This window comes from Pacificibacter sp. AS14 (genome assembly GCF_038899935.1).
Taxonomy (GTDB): domain Bacteria; phylum Pseudomonadota; class Alphaproteobacteria; order Rhodobacterales; family Rhodobacteraceae; genus Celeribacter.
This window is the reverse complement of record NZ_JBBMQI010000013.1, coordinates 81,216-96,912: the sequence shown is the minus strand read 5'-3', so window position 1 is coordinate 96,912 and position 15,697 is coordinate 81,216. Positions and strand designations below refer to the sequence as shown.

Here is a 15,697-nt window from a genome sequence, read left to right as displayed (position 1 = left end):
TCGATCCAATCCAAGATTTTGCCCTGCTCGCCCCAAAACGCCTCAGGATCCGCCACAGACGCCGCATACATCGCATCGTATCCCGCGCGATCAACATAAGCAGACGCCGTAAATGCGGCATCAGGTGAATAAGTCTTCGTCGTCATGATCGTCCTCCCCAGAATATTGTTGGTGTGCACGGTGGCAGTGCGGTTTGCCCCGCCGACCAAACTATGGAGGGCAGGGCATTATTTAAATTGCGAGGTATTCAGCGCGCAGGGCCTCGTTTTCGAGCACCTCTTTGGCTGAGCCGTCGTAAACAACGGTCCCTGTGTCAAGGATGACCGCACGATCCGCAAGGTTCAATGCACGAACTGCGTTTTGTTCGACCAAAATCGTCGTGATGCCCTGCGCCTTGATGATCCGAAGCGTTTTTTCGATCTCATCGACGATCACAGGGGCAAGACCTTCATAGGGCTCATCCAGCAACAGCACCTTGATGTCGCGCGCCAAAGCACGGGCGATGGAGAGCATCTGTTGTTCACCACCAGACAGGGTCACACCCTCTTGTTTGCGGCGTTCGCGCAGGCGTGGGAACAACTCGTAAATGCGCTCCAAGGACCAACCGATGGGTTCGACGATTTGTGCCAGTTGCAGGTTTTCTTCGACTGTGAGCCCCGCGATGATACGCCGATCTTCGGGGACAAGACCAAGGCCTGCGATGGCCGCTTCATGCGATTTCATCGTGTGCAGGTGCTGATGATCAAGCCAAATTTCGCCATGGGTCAGCATCGGTTCATCGAGGCGGGCAATGGCGCGCAAGGTTGAGGTTTTGCCCGCGCCATTGCGACCTAAAAGAGCAAGAATCTCGCCCTCATGAACGTTGAACGAGATGCCTTGCACGATGTAGCTTTCGCCGTAGTAGGCGTGCAGGTCCCAGACCGAGAAATACGCAGGCGCACTTTCAGCATGGTTCGCGGCGATATTTGTGGCGGGTGTGTACTGTTTTTCAGCCATGATGAGCGCTCCTAAACTTCCTGCGTTTCGCCCAAGTAGGCTTCTTTAACCTTTGGGTGGCCTTTGATGTTGTCCGGCGTGTCCTCAACCAGAGGGGTGCCTTGGGCCAGAACGGTGATGCGGTCGGCAAGGGAAAAGACCACATGCATATCGTGTTCGATGATCGCCATGGTGATATCGCGTTCTTCTTTGATCTGTTTGAGCAGATCGATGGTGTTGTTTGTATCAGCGCGTGCCATGCCTGCTGTCGGCTCGTCGAGCAACAACAGACGCGGGTCTTGCGCCAGACACATGGCCATCTCGAGGCGACGTTTGTCACCGCGCGACAGGGATGAACCCTTCATGTGACGCTTGTCGATCATATTGACATCGATCAGCATTTGTTCGGCCTTGTTCATGATGTCTGGTTCTTGTTCGATGCTCTCATAGGCGTGCATCCGAAACGCGCCATCGCGTTTGGCAAAACAGGGGATCAACACGTTTTCCATCACCGTTAGATCGCCAAAGATCTCAGGGGTTTGAAAGACACGACTGATGCCCATCTGATTGATTTCATGCGGCTTTCGCCCCAGAACGGATTTGCCATCGAATGTTACTGACCCCGTATCTGGGATGAGTTTGCCGACCAAACAGTTGAGCAAAGTTGATTTGCCTGCCCCGTTTGGCCCGATGATGGCGTGGACTGTGTTCTCTTGCACCGACAGATTGACATCTCCCAAGGCTTGCAAACCACCGAACCGTTTTCCGACGCCTTTGACTTCAAGAATTCCCATATCTGATAACTCCTTAAACGACGGTTTTTGACGGTGTGGGTGTGTGCTCGGGGTCGGGGGCATCCAATTTGTCTTTGGGTTTGTCCCCGCGGTTGATCAGTTTTTTGATGCGCTTGATGCCCTCAACCAGACCACCCGGTAGGAAGGTCACGACCAACATAAAGGTCAGACCCAAAGTGAGGTGCCAGCCTTCGCCAGTAAAGCGCGCAAAGACCCAAACCACAACCTCTTCCAAACCATCAGGCAACCAATGGAACCAAGAATGCAAAACCGTCTCGTTAATCTTTGAGAAGATGTTCTCAAGGTATTTGATCACGCCTGCGCCCAACACCGGCCCCATCAATGTGCCAGCACCACCAAGGATCGTCATGATGACAACCTCGCCAGAGGCCGTCCAAAGCATACGGTCAGCGCCCGCCAAAGGGTCCATCGCCGCAAGCAAACCGCCAGCCAGACCAGCATACATGCCAGAGATCACGAAGGCTGCCAAAGTGTAGGGCTTGGTGTTCAGGCCCATGTAGTTCATGCGCTGTTGGTTGGATTTCACAGCCCGCAGCATCATCCCGAAAGGCGAGCGGAACAGGCGAATGGCAATGTAGAACGCGATGATCGCGATGACAGCACAGAAGTAAAAGCCAACATTGAAGGTGAACACGCGGTTCAGTGCCTCAAGTTTGTAAGAACTGTTCATCGCCAAACCAAACAGATTGGTTACAGGCAAAGAAGAACTTTCCGTGGCGCCATCCAAGATGCGCGGATCGCTCAAAGATAGCTGCAAGCCTGTTTCACCGTTGGTGATTGGTGTCAGCACGGAATAGGCCATCTTGTAGCACATTTGCGCGAAAGCCAGCGTCAGGATCGAAAAGTAAATCCCAGAGCGGCGCAGGGAGATGTAGCCAATGATCACAGCCAAAAGGCCAGAGACGATCATCGCCAAAAGAATGGCAGGGATCACGTTCATGGTCAGCAGTTTGAACATCCACACGGCCGAGTAAGACCCCATGCCCAAGAAGGCCGCATGGCCAAAGGACAGGTAGCCAGTAAGGCCAAACAAGATATTGAACCCAACAGCAAAGATGCCAAAGATAGCAACTTTTTGCATCAAATCAGGGTAGCCGCCGTTGAACTGGTCAAGACCAGAATCCGCTGCAAAAGGTTGCATCAAGAAGGGGGTAAACAAAGTCAGCAAGATGACAATCAGCAAGAACTTTGAGTCAGTTTTGTTTAATCCAAGCATGGTTTACTCCTCCATCACGCCGCGTTTGCCCATCAATCCGCGTGGGCGGGTCAATAGAATGATGATGGCGACGACGTAGATTACGATTTGGTCGATGCCGGGAAGAATGGATTTCACTTCGTTCATAGACGCAAAACTCTCAAGGATGCCAAGCAAGAACCCTGCGGCCACAGCACCAGGCAATGAGCCCATGCCGCCAACAACAACAACCACAAAGGACAGCACCAAGAAGTCCATGCCCATGTGATAGTTCGGCGACAAAATAGGCGCGTACATAACGCCCGCCATGCCCGCGACAGCGGCCGCCAAGCCGAACATGATGGTGAAGCGACGATCAATGTCGATGCCAAGCAAGCCGACAGTTTCGCGGTCTGCCATGCCTGCACGCACAACCATCCCGAAGGTGGTGAAGCGCAAGAAGGAAAATACGCCGCCGATCACAACAGCTGCAAACAGGAAATAGACCATGCGCCAGTAGGGGTAGATGATTGCGTTCGGATCAAATCCAAACATAACGCCAAAATCGAACGAGCCTTTGAACACTTCAGGGGCAGGGGTCGAAATGGGGTTGGCGCCGTAGAAGTACTTGATCACTTCTTGCAACACGATCGCCAAGCCGAAGGTCACAAGGATCTGATCCGCGTGAGGACGCTTGTAGAAATGCTTGATCAACCCGCGTTCCATGATGAAACCAACGGCAATCATAACCGGAATGGAAAAAATGATCGCAAGGGGCACAGCCCAGTCGATCAACGCACCACCAAATTCAGGGCCAAACCACGCCTCAACATAGGGTGTTTTGAATGTGGCAGGATTGCCAAGAAAGTCGGTCTTTGTCGGATCAATCGTTTCAAACGAAATCGACAAAATACGCGACAGTGTCACCGCACAAAAAGCCCCGATCATAAAGATCGCGCCATGCGCAAAGTTGACCACGCCAAGCGTGCCAAAAATAAGTGTAAGCCCAAGCGCAATCAGCGCATAGGCCGAGCCCTTGTCGAGCCCGTTTAGGATCTGCAGTAGGATGGCGTCCATGGTCCCCACCTGTTCATTTCTTCCGGCAAATTTCTCTCATTCCGCGCGGGAAAATGCCCCGTGCAGTGCGATGGAAAAGATCCAGATTTTGGTTGAGTTGTTGTCGTTGGGTCGCTTTTTATTATGTTGGCTGGGCGCGCAAGCCGCGCGTCCAGCCGAAACTTGGCAAAAACCAAAGTCCCTTATGCGCCTGGGTTACAAGCGCCCAATGCACCACCAGCAAACATCGGGTGGTCAGCAGGGTATGTAACTTGCGCCGCAGGTGTGACTTCCACAACTTCCAAAAGATCGAACTCGGATGTTGGGTTTTCTTTACCGCGCACAACCAGAACGTCTTTGAAGCACTGGTGATCGTCCGCACGGTAAAGTGTTGGTCCGTTGCCCAAACCGTCGAATTCGAAGCCTTCGAGCGCTTCGCCGACTGCACATGGGTTGAACGATCCGCCACGCGCCACAGCATCTGCGTAAAGTAGTGTTTGACAGTAAACGGTGTGTGCCGCTTGGGATGGTGGGAAACCGTATTTGGTGCCAAAGGATTTCACGAAAGCTTTGGATGCATCGTCTTGCAAAGACCAATGCCAGTTTGTGGATCCGTGGATACCTGCCACGTTTTTACCAGCACCGCGCGCCATGAGACGAGAGTAGAGCGGCACAACGATTTCGAAGTTTTTGCCGTTCACTTGCTTGTCACGCAGACCGAACTGCACAGCGTTTGTCAAAGAGTTGACCATGTCTCCGCCATAGTGGTTCAAGACCAAAACATCTGCGCCAGAGTTCAACACAGGCGCGATATAGGATGAGAAGTCACCAGCGCCAAGCGGCGTGCGCACTTTCTCAGCTGTTTTCCAACCCATTGCTTCGGTCGCGGCTGCGATGGATTCTTCTTGGGTCCAGCCCCATGAGTAATCGGCCGTCAGGTGGTAGGCTGTGCGATCTTTGCCGTAAAGTTTTTCAAGCACGGGGGCCAATGCTGCCGCAGACATGTAAGCGTTAAAGAAGTGGCGGAAGCCATTCGCTTTTTTGTCTTTGCCTGTTGTGTCGTTTGAGTGTGTGAGACCCGCCATAAAGATCACGCCAGCTTCTTGGCACAGACCTTGAACCGCAATCGCCACACCAGAAGACGAGCCGCCAGTGATCATCACTGCGCCGTCTTTTTCGATCATGGATTTTGCAGAGGCACGCGCCGCATCAGATTTTGTTTGCGTGTCGCCTGTGACGAACTCGACTTTTTTGCCAAGAATGCCGTTGCCTTCCAGCACTTTCGAGCTGAATGTATTGAGCATGCCGCCGTCGCCACCGCCGTTGAGGTGCTCAACTGCAAGCTCGTATGCACGCAACTCATCTGCGCCCTCATCTGCATAAGCACCAGACTGTGGCACGTTAAAACCAAGTGTGACAGTGCCACCCATTGGCTCGTTGGTGAACGCCGAGGCACCGGATGTGAAAATCGTGGGCAGTGCAAGACCCGCGCCAGCGACGGCACTTGTCTTTAGCAGACCGCGCCGCGTTAGAAGTGAATTGGACATGGAAATCCTCCCTTAGGGTTTCAGTCCGCAAGATCTGCGCCTCCTCGCGCCTATCTTGCGTTCCCTGCCGCGCCCTTAGCAAATGAGCTGTTAACAGGATGTCCAAGTATTGCGGGTGAAGTGAAAATGACTCAACAAGTGCTTTTGTTTAAAAGATTTTTTTGTTAACAAATACACAGATGACTTTATTTTGTTGTAAATTTATTTTCGCGCGTTCGCAGCATTGTCGTGTCGCGACTGCAGAAAACCATTGAAAGAACACGGGAAAACTATGCCACGCGCAGCGCTAACAGGAACACGCATTCGTGAACGACGGTCTTTAGAAGGCCTGAAACAGGCTGATTTGGCCCGAACAGTCGGTATTTCACCAGCATACCTTAACCTTATCGAGCACAACCGACGCAGAATCGGTGGCAAACTGCTTGTCGATTTGGCCCGTGAACTCAAAGTTGAAGTCTCTGCTTTAACCGAAGGTGCGCAGGCCCCTTTGATTGACGGATTGAAAAACGCGGTGGCTGAGAGCGGTGCGGTAAAGAACCCGATTGAAACCGACCGTATTGAAGAGTTTGCGGGACGGTTCTCGGGATGGGCTGGTCTTGTGGTGCAGCAACGTGAGCAAATCACCACTTTGGAACGACGTGTCGAGGCGCTCAGTGACCGATTGGCGCATGACCCGTTCTTGTCTGACGCCTTGCACGAGGTGATTTCGACCGTGACTGCGATCCGGTCCACTGCTGGGATTTTGAACAACGGTGGTGATATCGATCCCGAATGGCAAGTAAGGTTCCATCGTAATATGTATGAAGACAGCCAGCGTTTGGCGATGGGGTCGCAGGCATTGGTGAGCTATCTTGATACGGTCGGAAAAGTCGACGAAGCACCAAATGCGCCATTAGACGAAGTTGAAAGCTGGCTGGCCAGCACTGCCTATGCTTTGCCAGACATCGCAGCGCGTGATGATGCTCTCGATAATGTTGCTGAAACCTTAGAAGAAAGCGCAGATGTTGCACTGCAAAGCGACCTTTTGACCTCGCCTGCATCCAGATCTATGGCGGAGCGTTGGTTGACCCGCGCCCATGCTGATGCTGCCGTGATGCCGATTGAAGTCGTCGACGATGTCTTGGCCGCATGCGGTCCTGATCCGGCGGTCTTGGCGCAACGAACCGGTGCAGATTTAGCCGCCGCGATGCGTAGACTTGCAACACTACCGCCTGCCGAGGGGCGCGCCGATCTTGGGCTGGTGACTTGCGACGGGTCTGGAACTTTAACGTTTCGCAAGCCACTTGATGGATTTGCGCCTCCCCGATTTGGCGCAGCTTGCCCGCTTTGGCCGTTGTACCAAGCGCTGTTGCGGCCCTTGGCGCCTGTGCGGCGTGTGATCGAACAAATGGGTCAACCTCCGCGTCAATTTTTGGCCTATGCCGTCTGCCAGCCCGTCGTTCAATCTGGGTTTGATGCACCCGAGGTTGTTGAGGCTACGATGCTTTTTGTTCCATTGGATGTCGCGACTGCGACTTTGCCGAACGGGAAAAATTTGACGGCGTCTCAGATTTCTGGGGATGTCGTCGAGGTTGGCACCAACTGCCGTGTTTGCGCGCGTGTGGGCTGCCCTGCACGACGCGAGCCGTCCTTGTTGTTGGTCGAAAATAAAGCCTGAAAAGCGTCTTGGGCACAGATGTACAAGGCACAACACGCTTTGACATAACGCAGTAAGCGTCCTAAGCAGGATTAAATATACACTGTTTTTGACTCGATCTTTGGGAGAAGAAAGAGGCAAAGTGCTTGGATTAAAGCGAAGTGACACGCGATTTGAAAGATTTTTAGTCTTTGCAAACGTATTGGGAGAGGGGCAGTCAGATGAGCAAACGCGTCTTGCTGATCGAAGATGAACCAAACATTATTGAAGCGATTAGATTTATCTTATCGCGTGACGGGTGGATTGTGGAAACCCACTCAGACGGCTCTTCTGCAGTCTCTGCCGTGGTTAGAAAACGCCCCGACATCGTCATTTTGGATGTAATGCTGCCAGGCAAATCTGGGTTTGATATCTTACGCGAGTTACGTGGCTTGTCCGATCACGTGGACTTGCCGATATTAATGCTTACTGCGCGTGGTCAGAAAAAAGACCGTGACATGGCACAGGCCGTAGGTGTGTCGGCCTTCATGACAAAACCGTTTTCCAACTCAGATATGCTGGATGCTGTGAATGCATTGGTGCCATCACAGCCCGCGAAACCTCCGACTGCGGATGCGTCGAACGATGAATGAACCACGGCGTTCTCCGCTGTATTTAGAGCGTGCGTCTTACCGCAGACGGCGTTTGATCGATGCACAAAGACTTTTGCCTATCTTTTTGTTTTTATTATATTTAGTGCCGCTACTTTGGGGCGGAGCTGAAAGCGATGAACCCGTTGGCGGTGGCGTCCGAGGCTATGTGCATGTCTTTTCTGTTTGGATCGGTGCCATTGTTGCTGCGGGGTTGATTGCGCGTGCTTTGACGCGCGATGAAACGCCAGACCGTGATGACGCGCGGGGAAAACCTGCCGACCCTGCTCGCAGGGATGTTTCTGACGGCGGAAAATCTTAAATGTTGTCGTTTAACCTTCTTGTCTTAGCCTGTCTGAGTTATGCGGTTTTTTTGTTTGCTGTGGCATTTTGGGCTGAAAAACGCGCTGAGCGAGGACAACTTGGCTGGTTACGCTCTTCTGCCATTTATACGCTGTCGTTGTCGATCTATTGTACCGCTTGGACGTTTTACGGAGCCGTTGGCTATGCGGCGCGCTCGGGCCTTGAATTCGCGACCATTTACATGGGACCGACGATGGTGATGATCGGCTGGTGGTGGATTTTGCGCAAACTTGTGCGGATCGGACGCACGCAGCGGATCACCTCTGTTGCCGATCTAATCTCTTCGCGTTACGGCAAATCGACCACTTTAGGTGTTTTGGTGACAGTGCTGGCGGTGGTCGGGACCACGCCCTATATTGCGCTGCAACTTCAATCTGTTGCTTTGTCCTTTGCTGTTTTCGGCGTGGCCAATCCTGGTGGACTTGTTGTGCCTGATTTGAACAACACAGCCCTGTGGGTGGCCGCTGGGCTGGCGCTGTTTGCGATTTTGTTTGGGACAAGGAATTTGGACGCGAATGAGCGCCACCATGGAGTCGTGACGGCGATCGCATTGGAAGCTGTGGTTAAGTTTCTGGGCCTCGTCGGGGTTGGCATCTTTGTTGTGTGGGGCATTGGCGATGGGGTGGGCGATATGTTGACCCGTATTGATGCCTCGCCTGTGTCCAAGGTTAATATAAATGGAACAAGGTTTATCACGCTTACGATTTTGTCTGGAGCGGCTTTCTTGACCCTGCCGCGGATGTTTCAGGTCTTGGTCGTTGAAAACGCAGAAGAGCGGCATTTGTTTACCGCAGGCTGGGCATTTCCGCTGTATCTTTTCGGCATGTCATTGTTCGTGATACCCATCGCGGTGGTGGGGTTGGATGTGCTGCCCGCGACATCTAATCCCGATATGTTTGTACTGACATTACCGTTAAAGTATGACCAACAAGGCCTTGCAACACTTAGCTTTCTGGGTGGATTTTCATCTGCCACATCGATGGTCATTGTCGCGGCGATTGCGTTGTCGACCATGGTGTCAAACCACATCGTGATGCCCATTTGGCTGTCGTTTCGCAAGGACGGCGCCACGATGTCGGGCGATGTGCGCTCTGTGGTCTTGCTGTCGCGGCGGCTGTCTATTGCGGGTGTTTTGGCGCTGGGGTATTTCTATTTTCGCCTCTCTGGCGGCTCTGAGGCCCTGGCTGCGATTGGAATGATTTCTTTCACGGGTATCGCACAGGTTTTGCCTGCTATGCTTGGCGGCATTTTTTGGCGCGGCGCCACGCGCACAGGGGCGATTGCTGGGCTTTTGGTTGGTTTCACGGTCTGGGCCTATACGATGTTTTTGCCATCATTCGGTGACGCTGCCGGCTTCACCGAAACCCTGTTAGCCCATGGACCTTTTGGGGCTCGCCTTCTGCGCCCCCAAGCTTTGTTTGGCGTGATGGGCGTTGATCCTGTCGTGCATGCCGTTGTTTGGTCGCTTGCGTTGAACACAGGCGCTTTTTTATTGGGCTCGCTAGTGTCATTTCCGCGCCCTGTTGAGCGCTTGCAAGGGGCACAATTCGTCAATGTATTCGATCATTCGGGCTCCACGCGCAGCTGGACGCACGGTACAGCTGAAGCCGAAGATCTACTTGTGATGGCGCAGCGAATTATTGGCGCATTGGAAGCGCAAAAACTGTTTCAGGCCGAGGCAGAAGCCCAAGGAAAGCAAGGGTATCTGCCCGACGCCACCCCGCAGTTTTTGGAACGTTTGGAACGCGAACTTGCGGGCTCAGTAGGTGCGGCCACCGCTCATGCGATGTTGGGGCAAATCGCAGGTGGTATTGTTGTGTCGGTCGAGGATTTGATGGCCGTTGCAGATGAAACGGCTCAAATGTTGGAACACTCCAGCCAGCTTGAACAACAATCAGAAGAACTGGCCCGTACGGCACGCAAACTGCGCGAAGCCAATGATAAGCTCACCGAGCTATCGATTCAAAAAGACGCTTTCTTGAGTCAAATTTCGCATGAGTTGCGGACCCCGATGACCTCGATCCGTGCGTTCTCTGAAATCCTGCGCGATGGAGGGCAATCGTCTGAACCAATGGATTCTGAGAGTTTGACACGGTTCTCTGGCATCATTCACGACGAAGCGCGGCGTTTGACGCGGCTTTTGGACGACCTATTGGATTTATCAGTTCTGGAAAATGGCCAGGTCTCGCTTAACTGGTCCCGCACCAATTTACATGATGTGATCAAGCGCGCTTTGGAAGCTACGGCGCAAGGGCTCGAGGGACGAGATTTGTTGATAGAACGCAATGCGTTGAGTGAACATATTGCGATAGAAACGGACACCGATCGTCTGGCGCAGGTCTTCATCAATTTGATCGCCAACGTCCGCAAGTATTGCGCGAATGAGGTTCCGACGCTGCGCATTACTGTGCGGCGTTTGCTCAATGATCACATTCAAATTGATTTTTCCGATAACGGCATTGGTATCCCTGAGCACAAGCAAAGCGTCATTTTTGAAAAATTTTCGAGGTTGAGTGATAACGCCAAAGCGGGCGGCGCGGGGCTTGGTTTGGCAATTTGCCGTGAAATTGTGACCAACTTGGGTGGTAGAATTTCATATCTGCCCGGGCAAGGTGGGGCGGCATTTCGCATCGATTTGCCTCGTGTGCATCATAAAGGGCGTTGAGCGCGCGCTGGGATGCCTTCGTTGTGAATTAAAAATGACGCTAATGTAGATTTAGTGCTCTTCAATAAATGATTTATTTACCTCGTCTGGTCAAAAGTTAAAGAAACCCATTTGGGGACTTTGAATTGAGCATAGACCATATAGATACCCTAAAGTTGCATCCCGATGTCTGATGATGATCTCATTTCTGCGATGCGCCGCAAGGCTGGCGTCGGGCGTCCTCCGCCTGATGTAACAGCTATGTCAGCTGCTAAAGCACTGCGCCTGGCGGCTGCAAAAGCTGCTGAAGCCGGCACGGGAATGGTGATGCAGGTGACGAACGTGGTAGAGGAGCTGACGTCTACAAGTCGCTTACCGGATCAGATCCCTGACAATTCCCTTTTGGCTTTGCTTGAAGGGCCTGAAAACGCTTACGGTTTGGCTGTGTTTAGCCTCGCGGTCACCACATCTGTTGTTGAGCAGTTGACCACTGGGAACGTACAAAAACACGCGCCAGAAGAACGCAAGCCGACGTCAACAGATTCCGTGATGTGTTTCGAGTTGATTGATCAAATGCTCAAACACTTCGAGAAGATTGTTCAGGACGCAGCCGACCCACCTCAGGTTGATGGGTATCGCACAGCAGCGCAGCTGTCTGAGACGCGATCAATTCCCATTGCCTTTGATGACATTCGTTACAGAATGTTTAGCATTTCTGTTGATATGGGGCGCGGATTGCGGACGGGTGAAATCAAGTTCATCTATCCCGCGTTTCGCCCCAAGCCCAAGCCTGCTCCGGGAACGCAATCGGATTGGCAAAGAGACTTTAAAACCTCTGTGATGAAGACAAAAGCAAATCTCGATACAGTTTTGCATCGCGTATCTTTGCCATTGTCGGATGTGGCGAACTTGGCTGTCGGTATGGTAATTCCAATCCCGCATGAGGCGCTGATGCGTGTTGAGGTCGTGGCAGATGGACGTCGCGTGTCATTCGGTCGATTGGGGCAGGTGAACGGTCACCGTGCCATTCGCGTCGATCTAAATGCACCCGCCAGTTTTGATAGCGACTGCGACGAAGGGTCTGACTTGAGTGGCTTTGGCATGGCCGACATCGGAAATACGGGTTTTCCTGCGCTCGAGGAAGATGGTTTGTCCGACGACTTTGGGTCTGAGATTGCAAGTTTGGTTGATTTCCCTGCCATGGGAGATATGTCCGGTGATATGCCACCGCTTGGAGATATTGGGACTGATCTACCTTCTCTGGGAGATCTAGGTGATATGTCCAATTTCCCTGCTATGGGTGACTTGCCATCTCTTGATTGACCTGCATCAAGGCAGCCCAAATCATTTTGAGCGATCCTTTTCACAAAGGAGGGAGGCAACGGGCGGATTTTTAGAATCAAAAGCCACTTCACCATTGTTGGATTTAATGAAATCAAAAATGGTTTGAAATCAGAAAATTCAAAGGAATTCGAACTGCTTGTCACTGAAATCGGCCAAGCCGAAATGACGGAAAGCTTAAGGTCGGCGGGGCGCGCGTCAAGATCATCAAGAGTGATGCCGTGCTAAAGCCTATCAAAGCGACGACCGCGGTGTCTGCAAAACTTGTGGCGATGATATGGATAAGAAGTGCCGAGATGTTTTGCCCTATACTTCTGTTTTCAGCTTATGATCTGCCAAATTCGAAATGCATTGAGCGTTCAATTCAATTTAAACACTTCAGGAGGACATAATGTCCAATAAAACCGATGCCAAAATTGATCAAATTATCGATGAACTGGTGGTAAATGATGTCGTTGCCGAAAAGTTGAAATCCAAGTTGCACGAGCAGAACGGACACTTGTCCGGCGGGTTCTCCCAAACCCAAAATTCGGATGGTGGTGACAGTGAAGAAGACCTGTGGGACAATATCCCAGTTTAGTTAAACACATTTTACAAACTTAAAGGGAGGCTGTCATGGCATTCGAAGCGCTTAAAATCCAAGCCTATATGATCTTAGACGAAATTGCAGCGCGCCCCGCAGATCGGCATATTTTACAAGAGCGTTTGCGCGAAAAACTGTCTGAACTGAGTTCCATGGGCTTGCCCTTGCCGCAAGATCTCGTCGATCTAGAGCGCGCGCTGGAGCAAGGTGACGCTGATACACTATATCCCGCACACTCATCGAATGACACAAGCGATTGATCCAAAGGGTAAATTTGGCACAGGGTTGCGCAATTTTCCCACCAATCCAAAGGGTTCTTGCTTTTTGGCGTCACTCTCCGCAATGATGTAAGAAATTTGGAAGCGCGGAGAGGATATGATCACATCTGATGCGACATCTGCCGCTGAGCAGACACAGCGGCCTTTGGTTGAGACGCACCATGACGGCGGTATCGCTTATATTGTACTGTGCAATCCGCCTGTGAACGCTCTGACGCTTGATCTGCGACGCACCTTGCTAAGCAATTTACAGATCGCGCAAGACGATCCAAACGTAAAAGTTATTTGTTTGCGTGGAGAAGGCGCAAGATTTTCCACTGGGTTGCCCGCCGCTGAAATGTCTCAACTTAAAGCTGGAACATTGGAAGCCGCGCCAACTTTGGTCGAATTGTGCCGCACAATCGAAGAAAGTTCAAAACCGGTGGTCGCTGCCCTTCGGGGGTCAGTGTTTGAGGGCGGATTGGCTTTGGCGTTGGCCGCACACTATCGCATTTGTGGACCAAAAACACGACTTGGTGCACCGGAAATCACTTTTGGCATGGTGCCGGGAGGCGGTGTTACGCAGCGCCTCCCGCGTTTGGTTGGTGCTGCAGTGGCGCTTGAAATGATGCTATCAGGCAAGTCTGTTGCAGGTAAACATACCAAGTTACTAGGCCTGTGTGACGATGTCGTCGATATGCGCAATTCGCGTAACGTGGCTGCGTTTTGCCAAAAATTGATAAATGAAACATCCCCGCCGAGGCGCACATGTGATGTCGCCGCTGGATTGTCAGATGGTGCTGCCTATATGGCCACACTCGCTCAGCACCGTGAACGCGCAGACAAGTCACATATCAATGCATCTCGTTTGATCGTCGATTGTGTTGAGGCGGCTCTATTGTTGCCATTTGAAGCTGGCGTGTTTCGAGAAGATTCTGCGCGCTTAGATGTTTTGGAGTCATCACAGATTCGCGCGATGCGCCATGCCTTTTTCGCAGAGCGTCGCGCTGCGCGACCCGTTGGCCTAAATCTTAGCCAAGCACGCCCTGTGTCTGCTATTGGTATTGCCGGGGTATCAAGCATGGCGCTGGCCGTAGCGGCCGTCGCTCTTGATCATGGATTTGAAGTTGTGGTTTTTGCCTCAGACGCCGACCAAGTGGCTTTGGCGCAAAGCAAAATAGTTCGGTCGTATGATCAAGCCGCGCAGCAAGGCAACATCACACCGAATATGCGCGATAAAATATTGGCACGATTCTCGGGGGCATGCGAACTGCAGAGTTTGTCCAAATGCGATTTGGTTATTGACGCCACCTCTGGGTCAACGGAACGGCGCGCGCAAATTTTGTTAAGGATAGAAGAATTCGTGTCAAAAGACACAGTATTGGCGACTCTCAGCGATCGCGGATTTGAGCAAATGGCACGAGATTTGTCCCACCCAGAGCGGTTCTTGGGCCTTCATTTCTTTGCTCCTGCGCAAACGGTAAAGGTGGTGGAACTTGCGTGCACCGAAGGGCTGTCCGATGTTGCTTTAGCCACGGCACATGCCGTGGCGCACAAAATGGGTAAAGTTCCCGTTTGCGTTTTGGCACATGACGGGTTGATCGCCAATACGTTGCAAACCGCCGCTTGGGATGCTGTAGATGTATTGCTGCTTATGGGGGTCGCTCCGTCGCGCATTGACCATGCTATGGAAAAATACGGAATGCCGATTGGACCCTGCGCCAATATGGATCTGCTCGGATTGGAGCATTTTTCCGGCGTGGCAGTGACCGTTCTAAATGACGCAGGCCGGGCCGGGCGCGGGGGCAGCGGCGGATTTTACGATTATGTTTTGACCGACAAAGGCCCGCAACGCCAAGACGACCGAGCGGCGCTGGCGTTGATAGACACAGTGCGCGAAGATGCAGGGATAGATCGGGTGACCATGAGTGAGGTGCAGATAACTGACCGCATCATTTTGGCGCAGGCCAATGCTGGCGCACGCCTTTTGCAAAGTGGGTTGGCCAGACGGCCTCTCGATATAGATGCCATAATGCTTTTGGCTAAAGGGTTCCCGCGATGGCAGGGCGGACCGATGTTGGCCGCCGACGTTATGCGCCCCTTGGTGGTGCAAAAGAAATTGCGAGAATTCGCAGCAGAGGCACCCGACATTTGGGAACCTGCTCAAATTTGGGCTGAGCTCATAAAAAACGGCGATGATCTTGAGCAGCTAAATATCGTCTAATTATTTGTAAGATTTAAATTTTTGTCGTGTCAAAAAGAAATGTCGGCAGCTTCTAGGCGGATTAGTTCCAGCTTTGGTATTCGCGAAATATTTGATGCAGATCAAAGCTGCAGGCTGAGCGGTGTTGTATTTAACTTTATGAGCGTAATGCACCAACGATGACCTATTATCTGGTGGTGTTTTGCACCCTCCTGTGAATGCAACGCGCATTTACAACGTTGCCCACCTGTTGTGCGTGGGTCGGCAATGACCTAGGCGTCGCAGGGTGTGCGTTTCACCTGCGACGCCTTTTTTTGGGTTCGGCTCTGGTGGATCTCGTTCATATTGACCCAAAATTAAGATTTATGCTGACAACAGTTCAAATAGACAGTTCAAGGCTCCACCCTAGGTTGGTGTCAGTGTTGATACCTCACTTATGGCTGGTTTTGAGTTTTAGTGTCTCAGTTCTCGCGT

At 52.0% G+C, this 15,697-nt stretch carries 14 protein-coding genes; 8 read left to right on the top strand and 6 right to left on the bottom strand.

What is annotated here, in order from left to right; genetic code table 11:
- The 6 genes from WNY38_RS12960 to WNY38_RS12935 form a co-directional block, all read right to left on the bottom strand.
- Positions 1-146, bottom strand: a 146-nt coding sequence (locus WNY38_RS12960; protein WP_342857094.1) for an acetyl-coenzyme A synthetase N-terminal domain-containing protein, incomplete at its 3' end; no start/stop codon positions are given.
- A gap of 85 nt (positions 147-231) precedes the next feature.
- Positions 232-996 carry an ABC transporter ATP-binding protein gene (locus WNY38_RS12955; protein ID WP_342857766.1) on the bottom strand — a complete coding sequence of 255 codons (765 nt, stop codon included), beginning with the start codon at positions 994-996 and terminating at the stop codon, positions 232-234.
- An 11-nt stretch (positions 997-1,007) separates the two neighbouring features.
- The gene (locus tag WNY38_RS12950; RefSeq protein WP_342857765.1) at positions 1,008-1,769 is read right to left on the bottom strand and encodes an ABC transporter ATP-binding protein; all 762 of its coding nucleotides are present in this window, start codon (positions 1,767-1,769) and stop codon (positions 1,008-1,010) included.
- Positions 1,770-1,782: 13 nt separating this feature from the next.
- Positions 1,783-3,006, bottom strand: coding sequence for a branched-chain amino acid ABC transporter permease (locus WNY38_RS12945; protein ID WP_342857764.1), 1,224 nt, complete (start codon positions 3,004-3,006; stop codon positions 1,783-1,785).
- A 3-nt stretch (positions 3,007-3,009) separates the two neighbouring features.
- Entirely contained in the window at positions 3,010-4,041 is a 1,032-nt protein-coding gene (locus WNY38_RS12940) for a branched-chain amino acid ABC transporter permease (protein ID WP_342857763.1), read from the bottom strand.
- 182 nt (positions 4,042-4,223) lie between these two features.
- Positions 4,224-5,567: a substrate-binding protein gene (locus WNY38_RS12935; RefSeq protein ID WP_342857762.1), complete on the bottom strand. Its 1,344-nt coding sequence runs from the start codon at positions 5,565-5,567 to the stop codon at positions 4,224-4,226.
- A 271-nt stretch (positions 5,568-5,838) separates the two neighbouring features.
- Between WNY38_RS12935 and WNY38_RS12930 the strand changes: the two genes are divergently transcribed.
- The 8 genes from WNY38_RS12930 to WNY38_RS12895 all read left to right on the top strand — a co-directional run bounded on the left by WNY38_RS12930 (position 5,839) and on the right by WNY38_RS12895 (position 15,244).
- Positions 5,839-7,224, top strand: coding sequence for a short-chain fatty acyl-CoA regulator family protein (locus WNY38_RS12930; RefSeq protein ID WP_342857761.1), 1,386 nt, complete (start codon positions 5,839-5,841; stop codon positions 7,222-7,224).
- A 200-nt stretch (positions 7,225-7,424) separates the two neighbouring features.
- A complete protein-coding gene (locus WNY38_RS12925) occupies positions 7,425-7,835 on the top strand; it encodes a response regulator (RefSeq protein WP_342857760.1) in 411 nt (136 codons plus the stop codon).
- Positions 7,828-8,154: a hypothetical protein gene (locus tag WNY38_RS12920; protein ID WP_342857759.1), complete on the top strand. Its 327-nt coding sequence runs from the start codon at positions 7,828-7,830 to the stop codon at positions 8,152-8,154. Before WNY38_RS12925 ends, WNY38_RS12920 begins: the two co-directional genes overlap by 8 nt.
- Complete coding sequence (locus tag WNY38_RS12915; protein WP_342857758.1) at positions 8,155-10,860, top strand: ATP-binding protein; 2,706 nt, start codon at positions 8,155-8,157, stop codon at positions 10,858-10,860.
- A gap of 165 nt (positions 10,861-11,025) precedes the next feature.
- Positions 11,026-12,162, top strand: a complete 1,137-nt coding sequence (locus tag WNY38_RS12910; RefSeq protein WP_342857757.1) for a FliM/FliN family flagellar motor switch protein — start codon at positions 11,026-11,028, stop codon at positions 12,160-12,162.
- A gap of 409 nt (positions 12,163-12,571) precedes the next feature.
- On the top strand, positions 12,572-12,760 hold the full coding sequence (locus WNY38_RS12905) for a hypothetical protein (RefSeq protein WP_342857756.1): 189 nt from the start codon (positions 12,572-12,574) through the stop codon (positions 12,758-12,760).
- Between the two features lie 35 nt (positions 12,761-12,795).
- The gene (locus tag WNY38_RS12900; protein WP_342857755.1) at positions 12,796-13,023 is read left to right on the top strand and encodes a hypothetical protein; all 228 of its coding nucleotides are present in this window, start codon (positions 12,796-12,798) and stop codon (positions 13,021-13,023) included.
- 115 nt (positions 13,024-13,138) lie between these two features.
- Positions 13,139-15,244: an enoyl-CoA hydratase-related protein gene (locus WNY38_RS12895; RefSeq protein ID WP_342857754.1), complete on the top strand. Its 2,106-nt coding sequence runs from the start codon at positions 13,139-13,141 to the stop codon at positions 15,242-15,244.
- The last annotated feature ends 453 nt before the right edge of the window (positions 15,245-15,697 follow it).

Excerpts from the sequence above, each read along its gene's own strand:
- WNY38_RS12930 (WP_342857761.1), top strand. The coding sequence starts at position 5,839 with ATGCCACGCGCAGCGCTAACAGGAACACGCATTCGTGAACGACGGTCT.
- WNY38_RS12940 (WP_342857763.1), bottom strand. The coding sequence starts at position 4,041 with ATGGACGCCATCCTACTGCAGATCCTAAACGGGCTCGACAAGGGCTCG.
- WNY38_RS12935 (WP_342857762.1), bottom strand. The coding sequence starts at position 5,567 with ATGTCCAATTCACTTCTAACGCGGCGCGGTCTGCTAAAGACAAGTGCC.
- WNY38_RS12950 (WP_342857765.1), bottom strand. The coding sequence starts at position 1,769 with ATGGGAATTCTTGAAGTCAAAGGCGTCGGAAAACGGTTCGGTGGTTTG.
- WNY38_RS12895 (WP_342857754.1), top strand. The coding sequence starts at position 13,139 with ATGATCACATCTGATGCGACATCTGCCGCTGAGCAGACACAGCGGCCT.
- WNY38_RS12905 (WP_342857756.1), top strand. The coding sequence starts at position 12,572 with ATGTCCAATAAAACCGATGCCAAAATTGATCAAATTATCGATGAACTG.
- WNY38_RS12945 (WP_342857764.1), bottom strand. The coding sequence starts at position 3,006 with ATGCTTGGATTAAACAAAACTGACTCAAAGTTCTTGCTGATTGTCATC.
- WNY38_RS12955 (WP_342857766.1), bottom strand. The coding sequence starts at position 996 with ATGGCTGAAAAACAGTACACACCCGCCACAAATATCGCCGCGAACCAT.
- WNY38_RS12925 (WP_342857760.1), top strand. The coding sequence starts at position 7,425 with ATGAGCAAACGCGTCTTGCTGATCGAAGATGAACCAAACATTATTGAA.
- WNY38_RS12920 (WP_342857759.1), top strand. The coding sequence starts at position 7,828 with ATGAATGAACCACGGCGTTCTCCGCTGTATTTAGAGCGTGCGTCTTAC.
- WNY38_RS12910 (WP_342857757.1), top strand. The coding sequence starts at position 11,026 with ATGTCTGATGATGATCTCATTTCTGCGATGCGCCGCAAGGCTGGCGTC.
- WNY38_RS12915 (WP_342857758.1), top strand. The coding sequence starts at position 8,155 with ATGTTGTCGTTTAACCTTCTTGTCTTAGCCTGTCTGAGTTATGCGGTT.
- WNY38_RS12900 (WP_342857755.1), top strand. The coding sequence starts at position 12,796 with ATGGCATTCGAAGCGCTTAAAATCCAAGCCTATATGATCTTAGACGAA.